The sequence below is a fragment of the Longimicrobium sp. genome (assembly GCA_036389135.1).
Classification (GTDB): domain Bacteria; phylum Gemmatimonadota; class Gemmatimonadetes; order Longimicrobiales; family Longimicrobiaceae; genus Longimicrobium.
This window is the reverse complement of record DASVQP010000116.1, coordinates 1-19,313: the sequence shown is the minus strand read 5'-3', so window position 1 is coordinate 19,313 and position 19,313 is coordinate 1. Positions and strand designations below refer to the sequence as shown.

Annotated in this window: 17 protein-coding genes; 4 read left to right on the top strand and 13 right to left on the bottom strand. The window is 70.0% G+C overall.

The window, feature by feature from the left end:
• Nucleotides 1–855: 855 nt before the first annotated feature.
• The 4 genes from VF584_23170 to VF584_23155 all read left to right on the top strand — a co-directional run bounded on the left by VF584_23170 (nt 856) and on the right by VF584_23155 (nt 4,996).
• Entirely contained in the window at nt 856–1,902 is a 1,047-nt protein-coding gene (locus tag VF584_23170) for a hypothetical protein (protein ID HEX8213096.1), read from the top strand.
• 23 nt (nt 1,903–1,925) lie between these two features.
• Nucleotides 1,926–2,720, top strand: coding sequence for a helix-turn-helix domain-containing protein (locus VF584_23165; protein ID HEX8213095.1), 795 nt, complete (start codon nt 1,926–1,928; stop codon nt 2,718–2,720).
• A 656-nt stretch (nt 2,721–3,376) separates the two neighbouring features.
• Nucleotides 3,377–3,751 carry a hypothetical protein gene (locus VF584_23160; GenBank protein HEX8213094.1) on the top strand — a complete coding sequence of 125 codons (375 nt, stop codon included), beginning with the start codon at nt 3,377–3,379 and terminating at the stop codon, nt 3,749–3,751.
• A 465-nt stretch (nt 3,752–4,216) separates the two neighbouring features.
• The gene (locus tag VF584_23155; protein HEX8213093.1) at nt 4,217–4,996 is read left to right on the top strand and encodes a hypothetical protein; all 780 of its coding nucleotides are present in this window, start codon (nt 4,217–4,219) and stop codon (nt 4,994–4,996) included.
• Nucleotides 4,997–5,201: 205 nt separating this feature from the next.
• On the opposite strand, the gene ligD is transcribed toward VF584_23155, so the two are convergent.
• The 13 genes from ligD to VF584_23090 all read right to left on the bottom strand — a co-directional run bounded on the left by ligD (nt 5,202) and on the right by VF584_23090 (nt 18,969).
• Nucleotides 5,202–6,158 (bottom strand): non-homologous end-joining DNA ligase, encoded by a 957-nt coding sequence (ligD, locus tag VF584_23150; protein HEX8213092.1) that lies wholly within the window; start codon nt 6,156–6,158, stop codon nt 5,202–5,204.
• 3 nt (nt 6,159–6,161) lie between these two features.
• Nucleotides 6,162–6,944, bottom strand: coding sequence for a Ku protein (locus tag VF584_23145; protein ID HEX8213091.1), 783 nt, complete (start codon nt 6,942–6,944; stop codon nt 6,162–6,164).
• A gap of 57 nt (nt 6,945–7,001) precedes the next feature.
• Nucleotides 7,002–7,367 (bottom strand): hypothetical protein, encoded by a 366-nt coding sequence (locus VF584_23140; protein HEX8213090.1) that lies wholly within the window; start codon nt 7,365–7,367, stop codon nt 7,002–7,004.
• Between the two features lie 381 nt (nt 7,368–7,748).
• A complete protein-coding gene (locus tag VF584_23135) occupies nt 7,749–8,555 on the bottom strand; it encodes a helix-turn-helix domain-containing protein (GenBank protein HEX8213089.1) in 807 nt (268 codons plus the stop codon).
• A gap of 53 nt (nt 8,556–8,608) precedes the next feature.
• On the bottom strand, nt 8,609–9,718 hold the full coding sequence (locus VF584_23130) for a hypothetical protein (GenBank protein ID HEX8213088.1): 1,110 nt from the start codon (nt 9,716–9,718) through the stop codon (nt 8,609–8,611).
• Between the two features lie 55 nt (nt 9,719–9,773).
• Complete coding sequence (locus VF584_23125) at nt 9,774–10,856, bottom strand: hypothetical protein (protein ID HEX8213087.1); 1,083 nt, start codon at nt 10,854–10,856, stop codon at nt 9,774–9,776.
• Nucleotides 10,857–11,056: 200 nt separating this feature from the next.
• Entirely contained in the window at nt 11,057–11,440 is a 384-nt protein-coding gene (locus tag VF584_23120; protein ID HEX8213086.1) for a hypothetical protein, read from the bottom strand.
• Between the two features lie 175 nt (nt 11,441–11,615).
• The gene (locus tag VF584_23115; GenBank protein ID HEX8213085.1) at nt 11,616–12,464 is read right to left on the bottom strand and encodes a hypothetical protein; all 849 of its coding nucleotides are present in this window, start codon (nt 12,462–12,464) and stop codon (nt 11,616–11,618) included.
• Between the two features lie 26 nt (nt 12,465–12,490).
• Entirely contained in the window at nt 12,491–14,830 is a 2,340-nt protein-coding gene (locus tag VF584_23110) for a hypothetical protein (protein HEX8213084.1), read from the bottom strand.
• A gap of 193 nt (nt 14,831–15,023) precedes the next feature.
• Nucleotides 15,024–15,338 carry a hypothetical protein gene (locus VF584_23105; protein HEX8213083.1) on the bottom strand — a complete coding sequence of 105 codons (315 nt, stop codon included), beginning with the start codon at nt 15,336–15,338 and terminating at the stop codon, nt 15,024–15,026.
• Between the two features lie 33 nt (nt 15,339–15,371).
• The gene (locus tag VF584_23100; GenBank protein HEX8213082.1) at nt 15,372–17,129 is read right to left on the bottom strand and encodes an ATP-binding protein; all 1,758 of its coding nucleotides are present in this window, start codon (nt 17,127–17,129) and stop codon (nt 15,372–15,374) included.
• 85 nt (nt 17,130–17,214) lie between these two features.
• Nucleotides 17,215–17,799 (bottom strand): hypothetical protein, encoded by a 585-nt coding sequence (locus tag VF584_23095; protein ID HEX8213081.1) that lies wholly within the window; start codon nt 17,797–17,799, stop codon nt 17,215–17,217.
• Nucleotides 17,800–17,811: 12 nt separating this feature from the next.
• The gene (locus tag VF584_23090) at nt 17,812–18,969 is read right to left on the bottom strand and encodes a DUF3560 domain-containing protein (GenBank protein HEX8213080.1); all 1,158 of its coding nucleotides are present in this window, start codon (nt 18,967–18,969) and stop codon (nt 17,812–17,814) included.
• Between the last annotated feature and the right edge of the window lie 344 nt (nt 18,970–19,313).

The window sequence follows — 19,313 nt, the reverse complement described above, 5'->3', positions numbered from 1 at the left end:
CCGCGCAGATGGCGAGGAGCGACGCGAAGAGCTTGGTACGCATGGTCTAAACCCTCTCGTGTGGGTGGTCCCTCCAAAGCGCCAAGGGGGCGCAGGGAGAAGCTACCTTAGGCACACGGATCACGCCACCTAGCACGGGGAGACCGAACGCGCCACTCGGCACGGGTTCGTTTCTCTTCTCCGCGAGTTCAATCGGTGCGGATGGGCACTCTGTCTACTCTGGTCGTGTCAACTGAGCGCGAGCGGCCAGGTTGCTCCATTTCCCGACAAGTCGCACGGACTACCCTTCTCGCATCACAGACGCCGATATTCGAGTGCGCTCCAGGAGGAGCGGGGCCGCACCTTTTCTGCCTCCGCACCGGTGACGATTCATTATGACGCAACCTTGCGAGCGCCCCGATTGTGTGGCCGCAACGGACCACTGCGATGACAGCTCCGGTGCTCCGCTCAGTAACGATGCGCGGTCGGCTGCGCTGTCCGGCGTACCTGAGAATTCCCCTCCGTCCGTGCCACGTTCACTTCGCCCGGGTGGCGTCGTGACGTCCGGTGGTTAACCGTCGCCGCGGAGTGCTCAGGCACGTCGTCCGTCGCACCACGCTGGCCCGATTCAGCAGTAGCTGGCGTGCCGGAATGCGCGGCTCGCACCACGAACATCACGCTGACCAGATCATGCAGAACGCCGACTCGCAGGAGCCCCGTCGCATCTCAGGCAAGCGCGCACCCGCTGCAACGCGCCACAGCCGGCCACGGCTGTGGTGCGTCCCCCCGCCGCTCACGCGCGAGCCGGACGAGGGCCCCCCTGGCTTACGCGTCCTGCAGGAGTGTCCGGGCGACGCCGGTCTGGTACTCTGGCAGGTGCTCCGCGACGTGCTCCTTTGGTCCGCAACTGATCCTGCGTTGCGCGGTGGCCTGTTCGACGCAAATGCGGAAGCTGGGCGAGCCGCGCTTTCGTCCCGGGTGAATTTCGATGAAGACGTTCGGGGCGCGGTGGCGGCCCTGGCGGCCGTGGCCGCGCGCCCGTCCGGCGTGGGCGCCGACGCGATCACCGCAGCGTGCAGAGAGATTTCCCGATGGGCTGCACGACGGGGGTGGGGCGGGACGGCCGTGGCATTCGCGGAGGCCGCCGCGCTCGCCGACCCTGCCTCCGGGGCACTTGCGGCGGGAGCAGGGGCCGTGGCTCTCCGGTTCGGCAGTCACAACAGGGCTGATGCCTACTTGCGTCGGGCGGTGGGACTGGCCCGGCGTGGGGCAGAGTGGGAGGCATACGCGGAGGCACTCCTCGGCCTGGCTGAACTCCACGAGGCCAAGGGCAATGGCGAAACAGCGCGCCCGTTTCTTTTGCGAGCGTGTCGGTTCGCACGCCGGTTCGGTCTACGACAGACCCGCGGCCGGGCGGCGTATGGCCTGCTGCGCCTTGGAACGGCCGCGGCGGACGTGCAGGAGGTCGAACGCTACCTGGACATCGCCGTCCGGGCGTTCGGCCGCCAATCGGCCGAGCAACGCGCGGTGCTGCGGCACGTAGCACAGTTCTGGATCGCGAGTGGCGACCCCACGCGGGCCATTCCGGTGCTGCTCAGCCTCCGGGCTGCAATCGAATCGCCGGAGACGCGGCTTGACACGGCCGTCCTCCTCGTCCGTGCTACGGCCGGAAGCGAGCACCGAATCGCCTTCGAGGAGGCGTGGGAGCGCGCCAGCTCGCTCGCGGACGCGGCAGGTGAGACGTTGGCGAGGGCGGGCGCGTTCATGGACCTTGCTCGCGCAGCGCACGCTGCAGGCGAGCGGGGGCGAGCCGACTACGCGGCGCGCCGGGCGGCCGACGCGGCCGATCAGCTCGGGCTGGGCGAAGTCGCGGCGGAGGCCAGGCTGCTTGCCAGCCAACACCGTGGGGATGTGGCCCGGTGAGGGTGCAGCGACGGCCCGTTCTCGTGCTCCACGACGAGCCGCGTCTCCACCAGCGGGTTCGTTCGCTCCCGCCACAGGAGTTTGAATACCGCGCCGTGCAGGGTTGGTCGGATCTTATCGCCCAAGTGGAGGAAGCTCCTCCTTCCGCTCTCGTGGTGGTCGGCCCGTACGTGGGAACCCATCCGCGGCTCGGGATCGCCCCCGAGTTGCAGACGCTGCTCCTGGAGTTCCCGAGTACCGCGGTGATCGCGGCCCTGGAGGTCTCGGAAGGCGCGGGGGGGGACCTCAAGCTGCTCGGGAAGCTGGGCGTGGTGGATGTGATCTCCCTGGGGCACGATGACACGCTCCAGGCGATGGTCGCGCGCTTCCGCACCTCCCAGGGAGCGCCGTTGCGCGCGTTGCTGGAGCAGGTGCTGCCCGCTGAGCTGCCGGGCCGCGCCCGTGCCATACTGGACGCTGCGGCGGCGGTAGTAGCCGTCAGCGGCGGTGCGAGCGATCTGGCAGGCCGATTGGGACTCTCGCGCCGGACGCTCCTCCGGTGGTGCCTCCGCGCGGGACTCCCACCCCCGCGCCGGCTGCTCGCATGGATGCGCATCCTCCTGGCTGCCGAGATGCTGGATGACCGAGGCCGCCGAGTGCTCTCTGTGGCCCAGGCCACCGGCTACTCCTCAGACTCGGGCCTCCGCCGCGTGATGCTCACCTTTGTCGGAAGCAATCCCAGCGCGCTGCGAAAGCGTGGAGCATTCGCCGCGGCGGCCAAGCAGTTCCTGCGCGAACTATCGCGGCACAGGTCGCGGAGCGCGCGTGAGCGGCACTGACCCGCGCCTCGAATGACACCATCACGGGCCCATATCGGTCCGCAAAACGCGCTGGGCCGAACGCAGGTGACTTTCCGCCTCTGGCACCGCGACGGTGCACCTGTGCGTCACTCTGTGGCGGACGGCGACGCGTTTTCGCTGGTACGGGACGAGTAAATCGAGCACGTCGTATAGGCTTGCAGTCTTCCCCCCAGTTTCGGTGAGCCATGCTCGACTCTGCCGTAGCGAAGATCGACGCGAGGACCACTAAGTTCCTCGCGCTCCGCTTCTTGAGGGAGCAGGCACTGGCTGACCGCGGTTGGCGCCGCCGAGGCGTACGCGGTTGGCACAGCAGCGAGGAGGTTGAGATTGGGGTTGGCGTCTACCTGGTGGACGTGCTGCCGCGGGTGGCGAGGCAGGGTTGGGTGGATCGGGTGGACATCCGTGAACAGGGACGAAAACGTCCTGTGTGGTTGTACCGGCTATCCGAACCAGGCGCGCGCGAGCTCGCCGCGTGGGAGGGGACGGAGGTCCCCGCTGCGTGGCGTACGCCCGAAAACTCGGATTCGGAGGCGGGGGCGCTCTATGTGCCCGTGCGCGCGTGGGGCGCGCTGGAAGTCCTGAGGCGGTATGCACAGGCGGGGGTCGGGCCGCGCAGGTGGGGAGCGCACGGGTGGATGAACGCCCTGGAAATCACGCGTCATGGAGCCCTGCTGCTCTGCAACGAGGAACTCCCGTGGCTGATCGCCCGCCGCCTGGTGGAGCGGCGGCACGCAGTTCTGGAGGGTCGACGGCGTCCTGCATACTTCTATCGGCCAACTGCGATTGGTATGGCTGCGGTGGTGGTCGACGCGGCACGCGCCGGTATTGCCGCTCCCACCCATGTCCAGCTCGCGTTGGACTCAACGCGACTGTCCACCCATGAGGCTGAACTGGCGTGGGCCCCGGTGCTTGCGGTGGAAACCCGCACCCGGGTTCAACTCTGCGTGGGTTTGGGCCCCAGAGTAGACGGAATGGACACAATGGACACGCGGCGAGAACCCGCGGAATGAGCGCTCGGGAAGAACGCCGGGTACTTGAGCGAGCGCGTGTCGCCGAGCGCCGTCGAGCGGCGCTCCGCTGTGCGCTTCGAACGATCCCGCAGCGCCTGCTCGCGGGGTTGGTCGGAGTCTCCCGCGGCAGTTTACGGAAGTTCTTGGACGGGTCGACGCCCAGCCGGGTGGCGCGTCGGCGTATCCGGGAATGGTGCGCCGACCGGCCCGAGCCTGATACCGCACCCGGTGTGGTCGCGCTCCACCTGCTCACTTCCGACTTTCGAGCGTTTCAGCGTGCGTGGGCACGTCGACACCTGGTTGAATTCTTAATCCGCCTGCACGAGGAGTCGGGACAGCACCCGCAGCCCTGGCTGATGGAAGAACGCGGGCCACAGACCCGGCGCACCGTGCTCCGCCCGCGGGGCCGCTGACACGCACCAACGGCCCGATGGCCCGGCTGGGAGCCCTACTTGATCAGGAGAGATGCGCTACTACTACCAGGACAGCCATACGACCTTGTACCACGCGGACGCGCGCGACGCAGCGGATGCCATCCCTCACGTGGATCTCCTCCTCACGGACCCGTCGTACGGGCACCACTTCACCAGCAACCGGGTGCGCGGGCGGAAGCTCCGACCTGTGCGTAACGATGGGATTCGACAGTCGGTGAGGCTCTATCGGCAGGTACTACCGCTGATCCAGGCGGAGCACGTCCTCTGGTTCTGTCATTGGAAGGCGTACGCTGACGTTTCCGACATCGTCGGGCAATACTTTCGCCAGCGCGGGCTCCTAATCTGGGACAAAGGGCATCCGGGTTTAGGAGACAAGGAGCACCCGGGGACCGACTACGAGTTCATCGCCTCTGCGGGTGACGGAAAGCTCAACGTCAAGCGGGGCGGGAGCATCATTCGCGGTTACAAACCGGTGCCCCCGAAGCGGCGCCGTCACATCCACGAAAAGCCAATCGCGCTTGGCCGGCACCTGCTCAGCATGTTCGGCGCGAGCAGCATGGCGGACACGTTCTTCGGGAGCGGGAACTTCCTCGTGGCGGCTAAAGAACTGAGTATTGCGGCGTATGGGATCGACTTGGAGGAGCAGAACTGTGAAACGGCCGCGCGTGCGCTAGAAGCTACTACGGCTGGAGAGGTGGATTCCTTCCGGTACCCCGAACGAGGCACACTTCACCCAGTGCGGTCGCTGCGGCGTCGCGCCGTGGAGGCATCACGGCTGCCAACCCCCGTCGCGCCTGCCCGGCCGAGCTGAACGGCTGGAGCGACCCCGGCGAATCATGACTGCATCGCGGGAACCGGGTGGAGACCGCCGCGGCGTCTCGCAGGACACCCCCCTTTTTCTCTGAGGGTTGGCTACGGTCTCTCAACGACTGGCTGCGGGAGAAGAACGGAGGCGGCCAGCGAGATGGCGCCCGCCGGCCGCTGCGATTTCGGCGGGCGTCGTTCCACGCGCCCCGCTAGTCGGATTCCCGCACGACGGCGAGCGCGGGTTTGTCGTACCGCAATCCGAGGAAGCGCGGAAAGCGCATCTTCCCGTCGGGCGTCCAGCAGTCGAATTGCACTTCGGCGAGCACGCGCGGCGTCACCCAGACCGGCCGACGGTCGGTCTTCGGCGCGACGGAGAAGGGGCACTCGGCCTGTACGAGCGGGTCGAGCACGTCCCGCACCGCCGCGAGGGATTTCGCGGCGAAGCCTGAACCCACGTCGCCGGCATACACCAGCTTCCCGTCGGAGTAGTAGCCGACCAGGATCGCGCGCAGATGGTCACGACGGTCGGACTCGGTGAAGCCGGCAATCACGAACTCCTGGCGCAGCGTCGGTTTGTACTTCACCCACGCCGAGCTGCGCTTCCCCGGGAGATACCTGGAGTGAGCCTGCTTCGCGATCACGCCCTCCCACCCTTCCGCGTGGGCGCGCGCGTGCATCAGGTCGGCGTCGTCGGAGTGGTCGGCGATGCGGAGCTGCGGGCCCACGCGCGAAGCAAGCAGCTCTTCGAGCGCGGCGCGCCTCGCCGTCAGGGTGTCGTTGATCAGGGGCCGGGAGCCGAGCACGAGCAGGTCGAAAGAGACGAGCGCGGCCGGGGTCCGGATACGCAGGATCTTGATCCGGAACTTGTCCTGGACCCCGAGCCTGTGGGAAAGCGCGTGATAGCCCGCATATCCGTCGCTCAGGCACGCGACGAGCTCCCCGTCCAGGATGAGGTCGGCGCCCACCGCCGCGCGAAGCTCGGCGAGCGCCTCCACCACTTCCGGAAACTGCCTGCTGTAGTCGTGACCCTCGCGCGACAGGAGCTGTGCGGCATGGGCGGACGCGACGCCCAGGGCGCGCATCCCGTCGTACTTCGGCTCGTACCGCCATTCCGGACCCTGCGGCAGAACCGTCGCGGCCTCCGCGAACATCGGGGTGAAGCTCATCGTCTACGCCGCCGCCCGCTGGATCTGATCCACGGATGCCTGCAGCAGCGCGAAGAGGCTCGCGGCGGCGGGCTGCTCGGGTTCCGGCGACTCCTCGAACGGCGAGTCCCTGCCCTCGATCTTCGCTTCGATCAGCGCCTCCAGGTTGAGCCGGTACTGGTTCTTGTATCCCTCCGGCTGGAACTCGCTCGGCAGCGCGCCGACCAGCTGCCGGGCCATCGCCAGCTCGGCCGCGTTCGCCTCGCCGGCCGGGAAGGCGTACTCGCCCATGTCGACCAGCTCGTCGGGCCAGTGGAGGAGCTGGAGCACCAGCGCGTCCCCGATCACCCCGAGGGCGGAGATGTGCTGCTTGCTGCGAATGGTCACGCGCCCGATGCCGATGCGCGCGGACGCTCGGAGCGCATCCCGGAGAAGCACGTACGCCGGGCCGGCGTCTTTCGCCTGCGGGAGCACGAAGTACGGCTTGTCGAAGTACCGCGGGTCAAGAGCTTCGGCTGGGACGCACGCCTCGATCATGAACCGCTTGGAGATGTCCAGGGCGGCCGAGGCGAGATCGTCCTCGGTGAGGATGACATACTCTCCGCCCACGACCTCGTAGCCCTTCACGATCTTCTCGACCACTTCGCCGCCCGCCTTGCAGATGGTCCGCTGCTCGATGCGGCTCTTGTGCGCGGCGCACATCTGGCGCAGCGCGACGCGGTCGTCGCGGACCGCCGAGTAGATGCCGACGGGAACGTTGAGCAAGCCGATGCCGATCGTAAAACTGGCGATGCTTTTCGCTGCCATTTCGATTCTCCGGGGAACGCGAAACGCGGGCGGAGCGCCTGGGCTCCGGCCGCGATCTCATGAGAGGGATGCGCGGGTCGTGCTGCGCTGATCAGGCGGCGCGGCCGGCTCCGCGTCGGCCGGCTCGCGCCACTCCATCGCCTTCACGGCCTGGCACGCGGTGAGGGCGCGGAGCGCCGCGGCCACCCCCGGCCGGACGTATACGCGCTCGTCCTCGTCCTCGGCCTCGTCCGGCGCCGGCACGCTGGCCTGCGCGGTCCGCTGCTCGCCAGCGATGTGCTGCGCGCCGGCGTCCGTGATCCGGTAGACCCGTACCGGGGCGCTCGTCCCGGCGATCCGCGCGTCGTCGCGGCTCACCATGCCCGCCGCCATGAGGACTGCGATGTCCTCCTCCAGGGACGCGCAGCCGGTGCCGGTGTGCATCTCGGCCACCGCCGCCCAGCCGGCGACGCCACGCCGCTCGAATCCGCCCCCCCTTGCGCAATTTTGAGGAGGAACCGGAGGATCGCCGTGGCCAGGGTGGATGTCGAACGTGTCATGGGTGTCTGCCGCCCGGGCGAATGGAATTCGGACTCAGGGCCGCGGATTCGACCCCGCCCCGTTCCCTTTTCTGATCGGGGTCGGCCCGGCCGTCACCGGGAATCGCCTTCCGCCGCCCCGGGCGTCGGCGTCACGAGGCCACCGTGATCAGGCGCCGCCACCTCGGATCGAGGATCACCGGTTTCTTGCCGTCTCCTTCTCGCCGAGGAGCCGGCGGTGGCGGATCCGGCGGTGGCGGCATGCTGGGATCTTCCGCCACCTGGTCTAGCTCCCGTGCTTGCGATGGGGCTGCAGGCTGGCGAGGAACGCCCCCGCCGCGGTGTCGAAGGCGCGGGCCCGCCGGCGGAGGCGCGTGGGCGTCTCGCCCAGGAACGTCTGCATCACGCGCCGCAGCCCCGCGTCGGAGGAGTATCCGCACGCGAGCGCGACGGAGAGGACGGTGCGGCCTCGGTCGTCCAGGAGCTGCGCGGCCATGAGGATCCGGAGCCAGGCGAGGAGCCGGCGGGGCACCGGCAATCCGGACCGCTCGGTCCAGCGCGACAGTGTGCGGGCCCCCATGCGCAGCTCGGCGCTCAGGTCGCGGGCGTAGCCGCCGACCGCGACCACGTCTGCGGCGGCCTCGACGATCGCGCGCGCGCGGCCGGGCATATCCTCGGGCAGCAGCCGATCGAGAAGCACCTTCAGCGGGCGGGAGCGAGCCAGGCGAAGGCGCTCGCGGATGGCTTCCGGCGTGTCGTCGTGCCCGATCGCGATGATGTCGACGGCCCCCGCCTCGGCAAGCGCGACCAGGTCTTCGCCGCAGCCAGGCGTCACGCTCACCGCGGCGAGCACCGGGATGGATGGAAACTCCTCTACGAGCGTCTGAAGGGCGGAAATGCCCCTGCGTGGCGACTCTGCGAACGGGTCAACCATGACCAGGGCGGATGGGGGCGCGTCGTGGATGGCCTCGGTGAGCTGGTCCCAGTCCCGGACCGACCGGAACGAGTATTCGCGACCGGAAAGCTCGCGGATGGCCGCACGGAGATCCCGGTTCCCGTGCAACACGAGAACCGGGCGGGTAGCGATCTTCATGTGGTGTCGTGGTGGCGAGTGGGCTGGACGTGCTAGTGATGGTTCCGGGTGGGTCAGGGCCGCGGCGCCCGCTGCAGCCGCGCGGCCTCTGCGCGGATCGCTTCCAGCCTGCCGTGCGGGTTGCGGCCGGGGATGGCGGCCAGTACGGCGGCGACGGTCTCCGCGACCTCCGCCGACTGGACGGAGCCCGCGGTATCCGCGGCGACGACGAACTCGTCCCACTCGGCGTCGAGGCTGTCGGTGTCGCCCAGGACTGCCGCCGCACGCACGGCGAGGCCGGCCATCGCCAGCTCGGATGCGTGTGCTCTTTCGACGCGCCGCTCGCGGGAAACGGCGAGGACGCGTGCGTACTCTCTCGCTTCCATGAGCGCCCGTGCCACCTGCAGCCGTACTTCGGCGGAACGAGCGTCCCCGGAGTCGAAGCTGCGCAGGGCGAGGCGGGCCAGGCGGTCGGCGGCGACCGGATCCCCGTTTCGCAACGCGGCGCGGAGGAGCCCGGTCGCGGCGCGTGCGCGCACCTCACGGCCGAGGCTCTTCCGGCGGAAGACGAGCATCGCCCGGCGGTAGTGCCTGTGCGCCCGCGCGAAGTCGCCTGTGCCCTCCGCATGATCGGCAAGGTCCGCGTACACCTGGGCATAGGTCATCCAGTCCCCGGCGCGGCGTCCTAGCGCGATCGCGCGCTTCAGCCAGGCCATCGCCTGCGGGACGAGTCCGCAGCCCAGCGCGTGAAGCCCGACGTCGCGGGCGAGCGTGGCGGATGCAGGGTGAGAGCGGGCGGCCGTCTCGGCGAACAGGAGAGCGGTGCGGGGCGCGTGGGGTCGAGCCCAGGTCGCGATTGCCCGGCAGGATTCCGCTGCACGGGTCGGACGGATGTCCGCCAGCACCTCGCACAGCGCGCGGATGTGGGCGGCCACGGGCTCCGGGAGAGCGACCTTCTCGAACGCGCGCAGGCCAGCGAGCCGGAAGAGCCCCGCGCGGCGCTCGGGCGCGACCGTGACGCACAGCTCGAGGTCGCGGTAGAGGAGCCAGAGGAGGATCCGGAACGAACCGGTGAGCTCGGTCAGGATCTCGGTGCCGCGGATGAACTGCCGGGCGGGTCGAGGGGTCGCGGGTGGAATGATCCACGGGCGCGATCGCCGGTCGGTCGGCTGCTTGGGGGTCATTGCTCGTCAGGTGCGTGAAAGGTGGGAGCGCGGCGCGGTGGGCCTGTTCACCGCGTCACCCTGCCCCTTTTCTCCCTTCGGGGTTCGGATCGTCCCCGCTTCCCAGTGCGGGGCCATCGGCGGATGAGTCCCACGCGTAGATGGTGCGCATGCCGGCCGGGTCGAGCGGTGCCCGGCGGGAGTCATGGACCACGACGAACGTGGTCCCGTCCCGGTGGAAGGCGGCAGCGGCCGACTGGCCCCCGCGCTCGTCCTCCAGCTGGCCGCGGATCCGCGCCCACGCGTGAGGAAGCGGCAAGCCCGTGCGCCCCATCGTCCTGATCGTCCGCTGGACCGCGGCGCCGGAATACGGGCTTGTGCCCGGCGGGTTCGGGTGCGCCGCGGCGAACCTGGCCAGTTGGGTCGGGCGCGGGCGCCAGGTGCGCGGTGCGGAGCGCGGCCGCGATCGCGCCGGCGGAGCCAGGCTGCGCCGTCGCGTCATATACCAGGACCGTGGTGGCCGCCGCGGTCGTGAGCCCCAGCCGCCGGGCGAGCGCGGCCGCGCGGCCGGCATCGTGGGCGGCGGGCCTCCATGCGCGCGCGACGGGTACCGAAGGAGTGTCATCCATGTTCGGCGGAAGACTGGAGGTTCACGCGCCGTTCGGGAACAGCCCGGGAAGTTCGGCGGCCGGCTCGCGGAGCCAGATTTCAGCGCCGCCTGCATCATCCCGATCTCGGCGCCCCCAACGGTGACGCGGACGTAGCCGGGAAACAGGCCATGAACCGCGATTCGGTACGTCGCTCCCATGGCGAGGTACACCTCGCCCGCCTCCTCCTCGAACACCGCCAGCGAGAGGTTGCTCGCCCACCCGCGAAGCTGCCGGGCGCGGTCGGGCGTCATCCTGCGGTCGTACGGCAGGATCGGTGTGTCCGGGCGGATCAGCCCGTGCTCGGCCGAGAGGATTCGGATCCCCACGTCAGTCGGCCACGCGCCTCGCGCGAGCAGCCCCTTGCAGACGCGGAACAGGTTCCCGTGGTAGACGTGCCACGCGGGGAGTGGGACGACTCCGCGAGCCTTGCGCTCAGAGCAGGCGAGGATCAGCAGCCTACGGTCCGCCGATCCGCGGCAGCAGACGTCCCGGCACCATCGCGCGAACACAAAGCTCGGATCGTAGGGCGCGCCGCATCGCTCGCAGCGTGGTTCCTCGGACCAGAGGATTCGCCCACCCTCCCGCAGGAAGGGCTCTCCGCCCGCGCCGCGAAGCGTCCGCGCCGGCGGCCGGCCGGCGGCGGCGCCCGGGCGGCAGAGGCGTGCCAGCGTCGGGTCGGCGAGACTGGGGTGGCGGAGCTCCCGCGCGCTCACCAGGATACCGCTGCGGCGCCGGCCCCGGCGAACACCGGTTCGGCCACGTCTTCCTCCGCCCCCAGCGGGAGGGAGAGCGACGCGGCCGCCATCGCGCGGGAGTGGAGCTGCGTGGCGACGTGCTGGAGCGAGCCGATCGCGTAGTCGACCTGCTGCGCCGCCCGCTCGAACCGCGCGGCGTCGCTGTCTCCCTCGGCGCCCTCGGTCAGCTCGATGACCAGGAAGTCCGCCAGCGCGTCCCCGGACGTGTGCGCGCGAGCGGCGTCGTATCGGAGCGTGGGACTGCCGAACAGGGGACAGACGGTTGCGTAGGCCTGCAGGGCGGCGGAGGTCACCGCCTCGGCCGCGGACGCGCCGCCGGATGTCGGTCTCGGGATCATGGGGTCGGGATACTCCCGGTGAGGGGTGCGAGCGTGTCCACCGGCTCGGGATCTCTCGGCCGCGGAGCGCGCACCGCCTTTTCTCCGTGCGGGGGTTCCGCACCCAACGGCGGCGGCCCGCACCCCCGGGAGGAGGATGCGGGCCGCATGCTGCCGGGGGTGGTGGGAGATGAGGCTAAGCCGCGGCCAGGATCTCCGTGTCGGCGAACGCGTCGAGGTCGGCCAGGGAGATCGCGGCGCCGATCGGGGCGAAGAGCGCGGCGGTGACCAACTCGTGCGCAATCCCGCGGACAAGCACCCCCGCGCAGACGTCCGCGACCGCCTGCTCCAGGTCGGCTGCGTCGGCCGACATCCAGTCCGCGTGGAACGCGACGCTCAGCGCGCTGACCAGGACGCGGCCGACCTCGGCGAGACTCGATGGGTTCGGCACCCACGACGCCAGCGCCTCGGTCGCCATCGCCCGCGCCTCCAGGAGCCACGCGCCGCCCTCCGCGTCGCGCGCGTGGGCAACTACGGCCCGCAGCGCGGGCGCGCGCTCCGGGTCGAGGAACAGGGCGAGGCCGTCCAGCACGCGAAGGTTGTGGGCGTGATCCTCCGCCATCTCGGCGAGGATCGCGGGCGAGATGCGCGGCAGCGACGGACCGTCCGGGCCGGGGCCCGGGTTTCCGCTGCGCCCGTGCCACACGTCGGCCACGGTGCGCAGCACGTCGCGTGCGTCGCCGCGATCGAGCTGTACGCAGTAGCACTCGGGATCGCCGCTCGGGCAGACGTCGAGCTCGAACGTCCTCGCGAACGCGATCAGATGCTCGCGCAGCAGCTCCTCGCCGGCCGGGTCGGGCGCCCCGACCCACTGCGTGCTCACGGCGCGGAGCATCGCGGCGAGGCTCATCGTCTCCGGCTGGTCGTTGCCAAGGAAGCCGTGGGACCGCCCGATGCGCGACACGGCCTCGCGGGCCCGCAAGAGAACCGCGTCGCGGGCGCCGGCGGGGGTCTCCACCTGGTGTTCTTCGAGAGTCGAATCCATGCTCACCTCGTGTGAAAGTCGGTTTATCAGAGGGACGGCCCCGTGCGGGCGAGCTCGCGTCGGCGCTCGGGAAGCAGCTGGGTGAGGCCGGGGACCTCCTGCAGCATGCGCTGGCGGTCCTGCGGATGGAGTGCGCCGAACGCGTCGGCGAGCGCCTTCGTGGTTGGGGCGTGCAGCGAGTCTCGGGATTCGATCACCTGCGCCTTCTGCAGGGTCGCAGCCTCCAGACGCGCGGTGCAGGTGTCGCGCACCTGCTTCAGCGGGGCCTCGCCCGGGAGGTCGAGGCTGAGGGCGGCGTGCTTGCGCGTCACGTCGCGGGACGCCACCGCGTCCAGGTACCGCTCGCCGGCAGCCGCGGCGAGGACGCCGGCGCGCTCCAGGTCGGTCGGCGGCCGGACGAACAGTTTCAGCTTCCCGATCCGTACGCCGGTCTCCTCCCCGGCGGCTCCATTGCCGCGCAGCTCGCCGGCGGTGCCGAAGTCGCGCCCGAAGGTGGTGGCGAACTCGCTCGTGAAGGTCTCCGGCCGCTCGCGGAGCATCCCGAGGGTGCGGCGCTTCTCGTCGTCCGTGAGCTGCTTGAACGCCTGCTGGAACGCGTTGGGATCCTTGAACGCGTCCCGGATCTCCTTCGCGAAGCTGGTCGTCGCGGCGCGGACGTCTACGTCGGCGCGGTGGATCGCATCCGACCACTTCCGCACTTTCTCGCGGACGGCGTCGATCGCCTGAACGTCCGTCTGGAATGCGTCCCGCTCGCGGGCGCGCTTAGCCATCTCGCGGAAGCGCTCCGGGTCGAGGGTGCCCGCGGCCGCTTCGATCACCAGGATCCGGTCCACGTCATCCATCACCGAGCGGCGCTGCGCGCCCTGCGTGGCGACCTGGTCCAGCTCCGCGGCCGGGGGAAGGAAGGTGGGCCGGACGGTCCGGCGCATGGCCGCGATTCGCTCGGGGAACGTCGGCTCGCGTTCACCCTGCACGACCGCCTCGGGCAGACGCTCCCTGTCCACATGGAACTGGGGGCCGGGGACGAGACGGTCCTTCGCCGGTCCCCACAGCTTGGTGATCTCGCGCCTCATCCTCCGGGGGAGGCGCTTCGGCCTGAGTTCCGGGAGGGAGGTCATCTCCGCGATCGCCGCGTCGCTCAGGCCGCGCTTGGCGAGCTTGGGCTTCACCTCCTCCAGGAACTTCGCCACCGAGGCCTCGTGGCGGGCCAGCGCGCCCTGCCTCCACGGCGCCTCGCCCTCCAGCCCCTCGTCCGCGCCGGACGGCGTCGCGCTCCGGGCGTACGGGGTCTTGACGGTCCGCGTCGGCTCGGCGAACGGATTCGTCACGGCGACGCGTGCACCCTCGCCCTCCAGCAGCTGCGTGCGGGAATCCCAGCGCTGGGCGAGGAAGGCGCGCGCCTCGTGCCGCATGCCGGGATCCTCGATCTCGCCCGCCCGATCCCACGCGGCCCGGAAGAACTGCTTCCTGGCCGCATCCCATTCCGCGTCGCTCATCCAGCCCTCGGCCTCGGCTGCGCCGACGGTGGCACGGTCGTAGGGCGCGCCCTGAGCGAACTCGGGGTCCGCCGTGCCGATGCGGTACCCGTCGGGGGCCGGGATGGCGCCCGTATAGTCGGAGAGCGCCGGGACGCGTTCCTCGAGTTGGAACCCGTCGTATTCGGAATCGTCGCCCAGGTAGTCGATCTCGTTCTCGTCCCCCTTCGGCGCGGGCGCCAGGAACGCCAGAGCTTCGATCTCGCGGACGTCGGGAAGCTCCGCGCCCAGGTCGAGGCCGCTCCGGTACTCCCACCGCCAGGAGTCGATGTCCGACAGCCGGTCGGCCATGTCCTGGAAGCGCGGGTCTTGACGGAAGGTCCGTTGGGAGTCCTCGCGCGCCCGGCCCTCCCTCCAGAGGTTGTAGAGACCCGTCTCGACCGTGCCGTTGATGTCGTAGTCCGTTACGCAGAGGTTGTAGCTGCGCTCCCCCGGACCCAAATGCTGCCGGTTGTTGGCGGCGGTCTGGTCGTCAACGCCGAGTGCCCTGGCGTCCCCGAGCCGGGTGTCGAGCTTCCGGTACCCGCAGGAGACGCACTCCGTGAATCGCTGGGGGAACTGGCGCATCGGCCGGCTGCGCGCGCCGGTCAGCTTGGCGGGGTCGTGGAGCGCGGAGTAATGCGGCAGGCGCACGGACCCGGCGTACGTCGGCTCGGGAGCCGGACGCCGGATGGGGGGGAGTTGCGGGTCCGGCTGCTCGCGAGCGAGCCTCCGGTCGATCTCCCGCGCCATCGCCGCTGCCTGGCGGGCGACCTGGTCGGAGTCCACCTGCGGCCCGTCACGGGCGGCGGAAGCGGGCTGGGAAGCGAACGGAAGGTCGAATTCCTCCATAGGGGACCGGGCTGGGCAAGAAAGGAGGAGGCGCGCGGTCCGTCGGGCGGGGCGCGGGGCCTCGAATAGCCGAGGCGACCGCACCTGTGGTACCCCGGCTAAAAACAAGCGGTTCTTGGCGCTCCGGCCGCCACGGCAAGAAAAAACGGCCCCGGCATTGCTGCCGGGGCCGAGCGGGGCACTGCTCCGTAGGCTACGCGGAATCGCGGGTGTCGCGCGGACGCGGTGATGCGGCGAACGAGGTAAGCGTGATGCGGGCGACGTCCCCGTCCGACAGCCCCCGCTGCTCGTTGACGCGACGGCAGAGCTCGTCGGCCATCTGGCGCGTGGTACCCCAGTACCACGGCGTGGCGCACGGGCCGTTTCCGCGGAGGGCCCAGTATCCGGCCTCGCCCTCCATGATGATGCAGGGGACGTATCCCTCGGGGTCGAGTTCGGCCTCCAGGATCGCGTAGCAGTACGGCTTGCTGAGGTCCGGTCCGGCGGCGGGCGGGGTGGTCACTTCCATGGCGCGGTTGCCTTCAGTTGAGAGTGGGGCCGCCTACGCAGCACGGCGGTTCGCGGGCCGGTGGGCTGCGACCCTCGGCGCGTCGAAGAGCGCGAGCTGGGCCGATACCCGTTCGTGCTCCTCTTCCACCGCGACGCGGTTCTCGGCTTCACGCTCGATCCGGGCGATCTCGTCCCGCATCCTCGCGATGCGCCCCCGCAGGGTGCGGCCGTCACGCCGGATGGCGTCGGGCCAGTCGCGCATCACGGATTCGAGGAACGGACCGATGCGCTCACGCGTGAAGTTGTGGTGGTTCTCGAAGAACTCGGCACCGTGGACGTGCGTGTTCTCCGTCGAATCGTCGTGGCAGTATTCGTGGATCAGGATGTGGCCGAGCCTGTACCACTGCGCGAGCGTGGTCAACCCGCGAAGCTGTTGGCGCTCGAGGGCGATGTAGGTCGAGCCGTCGGTCCAGCCGGCGTAGATGTCGGATTCCCCGATCTTGAGCACCCGGCTCGCACGGTGGTCGGGGCACAGCGTGGACATGATCGCGCCACGGCTCAGGAACTCGATGACCAGTCGCTCCCACGGCTTCCACTGTGCTTCCGGCACGATGTGGTTCACCGCGGACAGTTCCGCCGCCGCGATCTCCAGGGCAACCGGGGTCACGGACGCCAGTCCGCCGTCCCAGAGGCCGCGGGCCTGGAGCAGCGTCACCAGTTCCAACACGGATCCGACGCGGAAGCGTTCCAGCGTGACGCTGGACAGTACGACTGCCGAGTTGAGCTGCATCAGCTTGTCGCCGCGGCCGTCGTACAGCTGGGCTGCCGCGAGCTGGGTGATGTGATGCTTGCGGACGTGGCGATCGAGCATGTCGATCGACCAGTGGACGCGGCGCACGTCCCCGAAGATCCGCAGGGATCGAAGGTTGTCTACGTGTGTCCCGGCGCGGACCTGGGCGATGACATACTCCCGCTGCTCCTCCGTCATCCGCTCACTCCGCCGGGCAACGCGGTCGCGGGCCCTCTGGTCGAGGTCCCGCTGCAGTCTGCGCCAGATCGGGCACTCGTCCATCACATCGTTTCGGGCGAAGTTCACCACCAGCTTCTGCTTCGCCACCACGGTGCCGCCGGTAGCGAACCGGCTCGAATCGTAATCCCTTACCCAGACCCCCAGGTTGTAGACGTCCACCGGCCCGGTCGTACGGAACCGGATGAAGTAGTCCTCGGTTTCGACGTCCCAGCGCTCGCTCGTGGGATCCCGGGAGACCTGGCGGCCGTTGAGGACGACGGGGATCGTGACGTATTTCACGTACTTCTCGACGTCCGCGAGACACCGGTCGAGCTGGGAGGGCAGCATACGGAGGTTGTCGTACAGGTCGATCCCGATCTTGCAGCCGGGAGCGTGCGGAAGGCCTTCCTGGAGGTCATACGCCGCCCCCATCAGCTTAACATCTACGTCCATCGCGTACGGGCCGGTCCTCCACTGGTTGCGGCCGTAGGCGAACAGCTGGCCCCTGCCCATCCTGAAGGCCGCGTATACCTTCTCCTCGGCTTCCTCGTGCGGCTGGCCGAAGGTCTCGAAGAACTTTTCGATCTCCTCCGCGTTGCGGAACCCCTTGCCGTCATCGGTGATCACCACGCCGGCCGTGGTCACCGAGATGTCGACGCGGGACGCCTTCGCGTCAACCGCGTTCATCACCGCTTCGAGCACCGCCTTGCCGAGAGACCCCGCCTGTCGCTGGATCACGTCGAGGAGAAGACGGGGGTGCATCTTGAACAGCCGCCGCTCCTGCGCGGGTGCGTCGATCATCGTCGGATCCGAAAGGTGAGGGACAGCGAACGGGGGGAGACACACGGGCGTGGCTCCCCCTGACTTTTGGGCTTCGCGGGATTCTTCAGGTGGTGCCGAGCTGGACCGTGGGTTCACCCTCCATGGCGTGCGCCCGACGGGCTGGTGCGCGACGATTACGGCGCTTCGCCCGAGCCGCCCGCGCGGGGCGCGCCCCGTCGAGCCGGTACGTCAGCGATCCGCGGGGGTCGGCGAGGATGGTGGAGCCGAAGTTGGTCAGGGCGACCGCCACCGGCCGGAACACCACGCCGCCGCCCTCGCCGGGGCCCGGGGGGTTCAGGCGGGCCTTGCGGTATTCCCACAACTCGCGCGCGAGCATCCCGCGCAGGCGCCGAACGTCTTCGGCCGTCTGGTGCGCGTGTCGGGGCTCGGTCGCGTCATGGTGCGTCAGGGTCCCCGCCGGGTGGGCGAAGCGGGTGGAGCTTCCGGCCGTCCGCTCGCCGAGCGCGAACTCGGCGCGCTCGGTCCCCCACATGATCACGCCCGTGTCGGGATTCCTCGGCTCCGGGCGCGCGGAATCCCACCGGCAGTCGAAGAACGGCACGGAACGGGGCAGGCGAACGCCGCAGAAGGTGCCGCCGCGTCGGGCGACGGGCACCTCCTCGTCTGGCACCGGGTCGAAGGTGTGCATGCCGGTCATCCCCTATGCGAGGAGCCGGAGCTGCGGCCCGTCCCCGACGTCGGCCACAGTGGGAACGGTGCCGCCCGGACGGGGGGCGGGCGCGGCCGCAACCGGGGCAGCGACGACTTGCAGCCCCACCACCGGCGTCGCTTCGTCGCCGGTCGCCGCGGGCGGGTCGGCGGACCGTGTCGCGTGCTCCGCCTCGGTCGGTGCCGACGAGTCAACCACCTCCGGCTCGGGCGCGCAAAGGTAGAAGCCGACCCCGTCGGTCGTATCCTGCAGGCGGCCGTCCGCGCGGGCCGCGTCAACGTCGGCCTTGGACATGAGCGCCCCCAGCTTGTCGAACGGGATCGTTCGAGTAAAGTTCGCTCCGCCGTTCCGCCAGTTGTCGTAGACGGTGACGGAGACGCGGTTCACTTTCACGATGGTCGACCACCCGGAGCCGGCCCCTCCCCGGCCGGGAGAGGCCCAGCACTGGCATGCGCCGCCCTTCTCGGGCTTGACCCGGTCGGAGGCGATGCCGCCCTGCTCTTCGAGCATGGCGCGCTCGTAGGCCAGGCGGTTGTCCAGGTGCCCGACCCAGCGGTCCGCCCACGCGATCGCGCGGTGGCACGTGGCGACGGCCAGGTCACGGGCCTGCTCGGCCGTGATGACGCCGCCGTCGAGGGCGCTCCAGAGCCCCATCGCACCCTCGTACTGGCTGGCCGGCAGCGCGCGCGGGTACTTGTCCAGCGGGAACTTGTAGGAGGTGCGGCTGTCGAAGTTGGCGATCGCCTTGGCACGGTCGAGCGTGATCTCCTCCTTGGACCACTCGCTCAGGAAATGCTCCGCCTGCTCTCGGTCGCGCACGTGGCCGCGGCGGTCGGCCTCCAGGCCGCGGATGCGCCGCGCACGCACGGCCGGCAACTCCTTGTACCGGGCGTGGAGGAGCGCGGCCCGAGCGCGCTCCTGCCAGTACGCCGACTGGTCCCACAGGCGGACCGCGCGGCCCATCCCGTTGTGGATCCGCGCGGCGTCCCTGCGGGCGCGCCCCTCGCTGTGGTGGCCGACCAGGATCGGCTGGCCGAACGGGATGCAGTCGGCGATGGCCTTGACCCCGGCACGCGCGCTTTCCGCCGCCTCCGCGCGCCGGTCGCTGAACTCGCCGAACCGCTCGGCGCGCTGCTCGGCGCGTTCCACCAGCGTCGTGTCTGCGTCCTCGATCTCGCCGCACAGCTCCAGCAGCAGGTCCTCGCGGTACGGGTGCCAGCCGGGCGCGAAGAACAGCTCCTGCTTCGGCGCGTACCGGAACCCGGCCGCACGGACGCGCTGGTAGGTCTCGGCGTCGAGGCGGGAGTCGCTGTAGAGCCGCAGCTTGTTGTCGTCGGGGGAATACGTGGCTCTGTAGGCGTTCGACAGTGAAAGCTACACGCGAGAGACGGAATTGGCGCCATTGCTGGACTTTCGTATCCAAAATCGTTGGATTCACCGAAAACATGTTGTACATGGATTTCTACTCCGCCTTGACTTCGCAGCAGGATTGG

What these genes read in the sequence shown, in the direction of transcription:
- VF584_23160 (HEX8213094.1), top strand. Translation starts at nt 3,377, where the DNA reads ATGAACGCCCTGGAAATCACGCGTCATGGAGCCCTGCTGCTCTGCAAC.
- VF584_23155 (HEX8213093.1), top strand. Translation starts at nt 4,217, where the DNA reads ATGCGCTACTACTACCAGGACAGCCATACGACCTTGTACCACGCGGAC.
- ligD (HEX8213092.1), bottom strand. Translation starts at nt 6,158, where the DNA reads ATGAGCTTCACCCCGATGTTCGCGGAGGCCGCGACGGTTCTGCCGCAG.
- VF584_23145 (HEX8213091.1), bottom strand. Translation starts at nt 6,944, where the DNA reads ATGGCAGCGAAAAGCATCGCCAGTTTTACGATCGGCATCGGCTTGCTC.
- VF584_23140 (HEX8213090.1), bottom strand. Translation starts at nt 7,367, where the DNA reads ATGCACACCGGCACCGGCTGCGCGTCCCTGGAGGAGGACATCGCAGTC.
- VF584_23135 (HEX8213089.1), bottom strand. Translation starts at nt 8,555, where the DNA reads ATGAAGATCGCTACCCGCCCGGTTCTCGTGTTGCACGGGAACCGGGAT.
- VF584_23130 (HEX8213088.1), bottom strand. Translation starts at nt 9,718, where the DNA reads ATGACCCCCAAGCAGCCGACCGACCGGCGATCGCGCCCGTGGATCATT.
- VF584_23120 (HEX8213086.1), bottom strand. Translation starts at nt 11,440, where the DNA reads ATGATCCCGAGACCGACATCCGGCGGCGCGTCCGCGGCCGAGGCGGTG.
- VF584_23115 (HEX8213085.1), bottom strand. Translation starts at nt 12,464, where the DNA reads ATGGATTCGACTCTCGAAGAACACCAGGTGGAGACCCCCGCCGGCGCC.
- VF584_23110 (HEX8213084.1), bottom strand. Translation starts at nt 14,830, where the DNA reads ATGGAGGAATTCGACCTTCCGTTCGCTTCCCAGCCCGCTTCCGCCGCC.
- VF584_23105 (HEX8213083.1), bottom strand. Translation starts at nt 15,338, where the DNA reads ATGGAAGTGACCACCCCGCCCGCCGCCGGACCGGACCTCAGCAAGCCG.
- VF584_23100 (HEX8213082.1), bottom strand. Translation starts at nt 17,129, where the DNA reads ATGATCGACGCACCCGCGCAGGAGCGGCGGCTGTTCAAGATGCACCCC.
- VF584_23095 (HEX8213081.1), bottom strand. Translation starts at nt 17,799, where the DNA reads ATGCACACCTTCGACCCGGTGCCAGACGAGGAGGTGCCCGTCGCCCGA.